Below are 4,799 nucleotides of genomic sequence, written 5' to 3'. Positions count from 1 at the left end.
AAAAAATAAAAATAGTTTTTTATCTAATAAGTTTAAAAAAATGGTGCATATTTCCCGTAAAAACACCTAAAATCTAAAAATACCTGTAAAAATGGGATAAAGGGTATTGCCAAAAAATTTTTATTATTTTTTTTATTAAAAATAGTGTAAATTTATTATTTAAGACCATCCGAGGTCAATTCGATAAAAATTTCACAAGATTGTGGTTTATGGTTATTCTCACTCTATATGTATTTGATTTATAAAAAAATTGATGAGAAATAAAATCTTTTTTAATTTTTTTTAACTCATATATACTAGAAATCATACTTTGATATTCCTTCGGTCTTTCTTCATCTTTTCCGCATGGAATAATATTAAAATTTTGAATTAATCCCTTCATTTGAAATTTTAACCAATAAATACTGAGGCAATAAAAAACTCTGTCTTTACTCTTTAAAATGTATAAGAAATTAAGTACGTTAATAGTGCTGAGTTTCGCTTCAATGTGTACCATATTTAGTCCTCCCTTATCGTAAGGTAGTATTAAACTGTTTCTTTTTATTAGCTCTTGTGAGTTGTTCCAAATAAATTTGTAAATCACAGATTTTTGATTCTTTAGGAATTTCTTATCAAAATTAGTAAAGTTTGCTAAGAACCAGAATTTACTTAAAATAAATGTTTTGATAACTACAACTCTTTCTATTATGTTTAGTTTACTCGATTGCCACATATCTATTGTTTTGGCTAGTTTTGTTTCTAAATTTGTAAAGTTTCTCTTGGTAATTCCATTATTGTTAAAATAAATACCTAAGATTTTCATTTCTACTATTTTTTCTTTGTTCAAAACGTGCATAATTTCAGTTTTTTCTTCATTTAAACTCGCACCTGAAATTTCTCCCCATTCTGCAAATTCTAGAAAAAATTCCTTTATTGATCTTTCATCAATTAAATATCCTGTAACGTCGTCCGCGTAGGCTGTTACTTTAATTTCACTTCCACTTACCATGTAACCTTTGATGCTCGGATTTCTTTTTATTCTAATTAACAGTTCTTCAATGGCTAAAATATATAACATGGTGGATAAGGGACAACCCTGCTTTATTCCCGAGTTGATTGAAATTTTTTCCGATGCATAACCGTTTATCAAAATATTAGTATATGAATCTGTATATATTTTTTTAATATTTTCAATAAAAAAACTGCCTAATTCAATGTGGTCTAGTAGTGCAAAAATGTATGTATGACTGATACTATCGTAGGCTTTTCTTTGGTCGGCACCTATTAGTTTTAATTCATTTTTTCTTAAATTTGAATCATTAATTAAGTCCCTTACTAAGACTAAGTTGTCGTTCATTCTTCTTCCGATAATGCCACAAGTTTGGTGGTCTTCTATGAGCTTATTGCTTAATTTATATAATCTATTTGAGAAAATTTTTGCTCTTATTCGATATTCGTAATTTGTTAATGAAATTGGTCTTAAATCGTTTATCGTTTTGATTTTGTTTTGATTTTTTGGTATTAGTTTAATAAGACTGTGCCTAAATGTCTTTGAGATACTGTTACCTTTACTATTTAGCAATTTTACGAAGTGGTGGCCAAAGTATTTGAAATATTTTTTAAAAAAACCTAATGTGAGGCCGTTTGGTCCAGGGGCTGCTTCTTTCATATTTTGTATGCATTCAAAAGCCTCTTTATAGTCGATCTCATATTCTAGATACATTTTCCTGTCCTCTTCTGATATTTTTTTCGTTTTGAATGAATAATTTTTAAGCTTTTCCTTATTAATTCTATCTTTTCCTAACAATTCTTTATAAAAGAGCGTTATATCTTCCATTATCTCGTCTATATTATCGGTCCTTTTTCCATTTTTACATTCAAATGTTTTCAAGGTGCTGCGTTTGGCGTTATTAATTTCTTTTTCTATTAAAACTTTACTAGGCTGGAAAACAAAGTTTCTTTTAATTTCGCAGGCTCTTTTTTCTATGCCTATTCTTTTTTCCTTATAATAATCGTCGATTTTGTTTTTAATGTCGATTTCAATCTTATTTTTAATGCTTTGATCTAGATCATTTTGTGAGTTTAAAATGTTTAATTCAAAATATAAATTATTTATATACTCTTTTTTCTTTTCATTAATTCTCCTACTTTCTCTTTTCAGCATTTTGATGATATCTTCTATAAAGTATTCATACCATAGATGACCGTATTGGCTTATTAGAACAGGAATAAATTTGCATTTATTTATGATGTAAATATCCACGAATTTATCTTCTAATACTATTTCATTTAATTTCCATGGATTTAATTTTTTAGACTTTGTTTTTTTATCTAATTCAATGTTTTGGATTGAGTTAACTATAAAGTTATGGTCGCTTATACTATTAATTTGATTTACAACATACTTGACCTTGACATCTTTATTTTTCTTGTAAAAAAATTTGTCTATTCTTGATGAGTTACAACCTGATTTCCATGTAAAATTTAATTTGTTTAACGATTCATCTTTTATTTCTGTAAAATCAAATAAATTTAAAAAGTTTCGCCATTTTCTAAAATTGATACTTGGATTCAAGGAAATATTGTCTAAGTCGCAGTTAAAATCTCCACCTAAAATAATATGTTTTTTATTATTGCAATGGTTATATAATTTTTCTACAAAATCTACTTGTTCGTTTGGTAAGTTTGGCGAATAAATATTAATTAGAGTAAAGATTTTATTTCCTATTTTCAAATCAATGCTTGTTATTCTATTTTCATAAAATTTATAATTTAAATTTTGAAAATCTTGAAAGTATTTTTTGCTGAAAATAATAGCAACTCCTTTTGATTTGTTATCATTTATTGTCCAAACACTTTCCATGTTTCTATCTAAAAATATTGATTTATAGTCTTCTATCGTTTTTGAGGAATCTAAGTGAGTTTCCTGTAAAAAACAAATTTCCACATTAAATTTCTCAAGTAAATCAACAATTTTATAAATTTTGGACTTGTCATTTATACCTCTGCAATTAAAAGTTGCTATTTTAATTTCAGTAGACATTTTTGATTTGAATTGAGAGAAATAAATAAATTAATTTTTTTGAGAAAATTAAAATTACTAATAGAGACATTAGATTAAACTAAAAGTATAACGTCTAAGAGTAAAAATGAAAAATAAAAATTGATAAATAAGTAAAAATAAAATTAAAAAATAGAAAAATAAAAATTAGAATACTATAGGGTTACTGTTTTTGCATTTTGTGATTTTAATAATTGTTTTTTTTGCTTCTGGCTCAATTTTCTAGCTATTTTTTCGATTGCTATCTCATTTCGTATGGAAGAAATTGTTAGATCGTCGTGAGTCGGTGAGTTTTGACTATTTGGTGACTTCGAGGCTGATTCATTATTCTCGATTTCGAGATCTTCGTAGCCATTTTCATCATCGTTGGTTACTTCTTCATCTGTTGCTTCGTGTTCGTCATTGTTTTCGCCGCTTTCTTCTTCAATTGCCCGCATTTTTGAGGTCGCGTCGTTTGTTGTGGGGCTGTTATCTGGGCTAATAACGCCATTATTTCTTTTCAAACGTTCGTTATTCGTAGTCGTATACGATTGCGGGGGTGGTGGCGGTGGTAATGGAACGTTCTGAGTTGGTGCGAATGGATTTGGGTTATCTTGATTTGTTGGTACCGATGTAGTTGACTCTTTAACTGGTTCGTTCGCGTGTGATTGCTCGTCGTTTGTTTTGTTCTCACTATCATCGATGGTTTGCAATTCGGCCGATAACTGTTCTTTTTCTGCGTTTGTTGCCGCCATTATTTTGTTTGCAGTTGAGCACTCCTTGGCCACGTGACCAAAGCCTCGACAAATTCGACAACGATCACCCGCTTGGCAATCGTTCTTGACGTGCCCGAGGTCAAGACATCTAAGACACATCTTGATCCCCGGAACCGTGACCAGCGCCTTGTGTCCCTCGATAACCGTTTTACCAACTAGTTCTCCAAGTTTATACTCTTCTTGCCGTAAAATTTGACATTTTATTCGCCTGATGCCGCTTTTAAGTTTACTCATACGCTCGTTGTTTGTTATTGAGAAGTTTTCTTCATTAATCACAATATTTTTTACACTGTCGAATTTTTTTTTGATGTAGTTGGTGATATCTTCGTCACTGATTTCTGCTGGTAACCAATGGATCCTTATTATCGCATGCTTCACGGATTGATCGAGGTTTGGGTCGATGAGTTTGACGGCTGAATTATACATTTGTACGGTTTTATCGACGAGTGAGGACGCTTCAATGGTGTTGTTAAATGCGATTACCCATTTTTTATTACTCCCAATTGGTCGAATTGCTGTAATGGCATCTAAGACGGCACTTGGGAGTTGTTGTTCTAATTCGTTGATAATCTCTTCCGCTTTATATGACTGATTAAAAGCGTCAAATTTGAAGAGAATGGAGTTTTGGTAATGGATTGTTTTAGGTTTTGTTATCTCAAATTGTTGCTTGTTTAGACGATTGTTGGCACCACGAAATGGTTGTTTATGTTGATTCGTTATCGGATACCCCAAGCGGGTCATGTTAACACCATTGGTGCCAGGTTTTTGCCCAGATTGGCAATTATTTGTTGTCGCACTACTTGAAAACATAGTGCGACGTGGAAGAGATTTCTCTCTTTTTTTTTTATTAATTTTTTTTTTAATTTATGCGTGTGCGTTTTTTTTTCATAAAAAATTTTTCGACAAATCCAGTTGTCATTATCAAGCAAAAAATTATTTTCTAATGATACACAAAAACAGATAAAAATCGATATATAAATACTGCTGGTGATTAAGTTAGAAAC

At 30.1% G+C, this 4,799-nt stretch carries 2 protein-coding genes; both read right to left on the bottom strand.

Going from position 1 to position 4,799, the window contains the following annotated elements:
- Positions 1 to 175 precede the first annotated feature (175 nt).
- On the bottom strand, positions 176 to 3,022 hold the full coding sequence (locus ACKVOV_RS01245) for a reverse transcriptase domain-containing protein (RefSeq protein ID WP_409204960.1): 2,847 nt from the start codon (positions 3,020 to 3,022) through the stop codon (positions 176 to 178).
- Between the two features lie 173 nt (positions 3,023 to 3,195).
- A complete protein-coding gene (locus ACKVOV_RS01240; protein WP_409204959.1) occupies positions 3,196 to 4,605 on the bottom strand; it encodes a hypothetical protein in 1,410 nt (469 codons plus the stop codon).
- Positions 4,606 to 4,799: the final 194 nt, after the last annotated feature.

It is taken from the genome of Flavobacterium sp., from assembly GCF_046153165.1.
Classification (GTDB): Bacteria; Bacteroidota; Bacteroidia; order Flavobacteriales; family Flavobacteriaceae; genus Flavobacterium.
The sequence above is the reverse complement of the archived record's forward strand: the minus strand, read 5'-3'. Positions and strand labels throughout refer to the sequence as shown.

Coding starts and splice junctions, on each gene's coding strand:
- ACKVOV_RS01245 (WP_409204960.1), bottom strand. CDS start 3,022: ATGTCTACTGAAATTAAAATAGCAACTTTTAATTGCAGAGGTATAAAT.
- ACKVOV_RS01240 (WP_409204959.1), bottom strand. CDS start 4,605: ATGTTTTCAAGTAGTGCGACAACAAATAATTGCCAATCTGGGCAAAAA.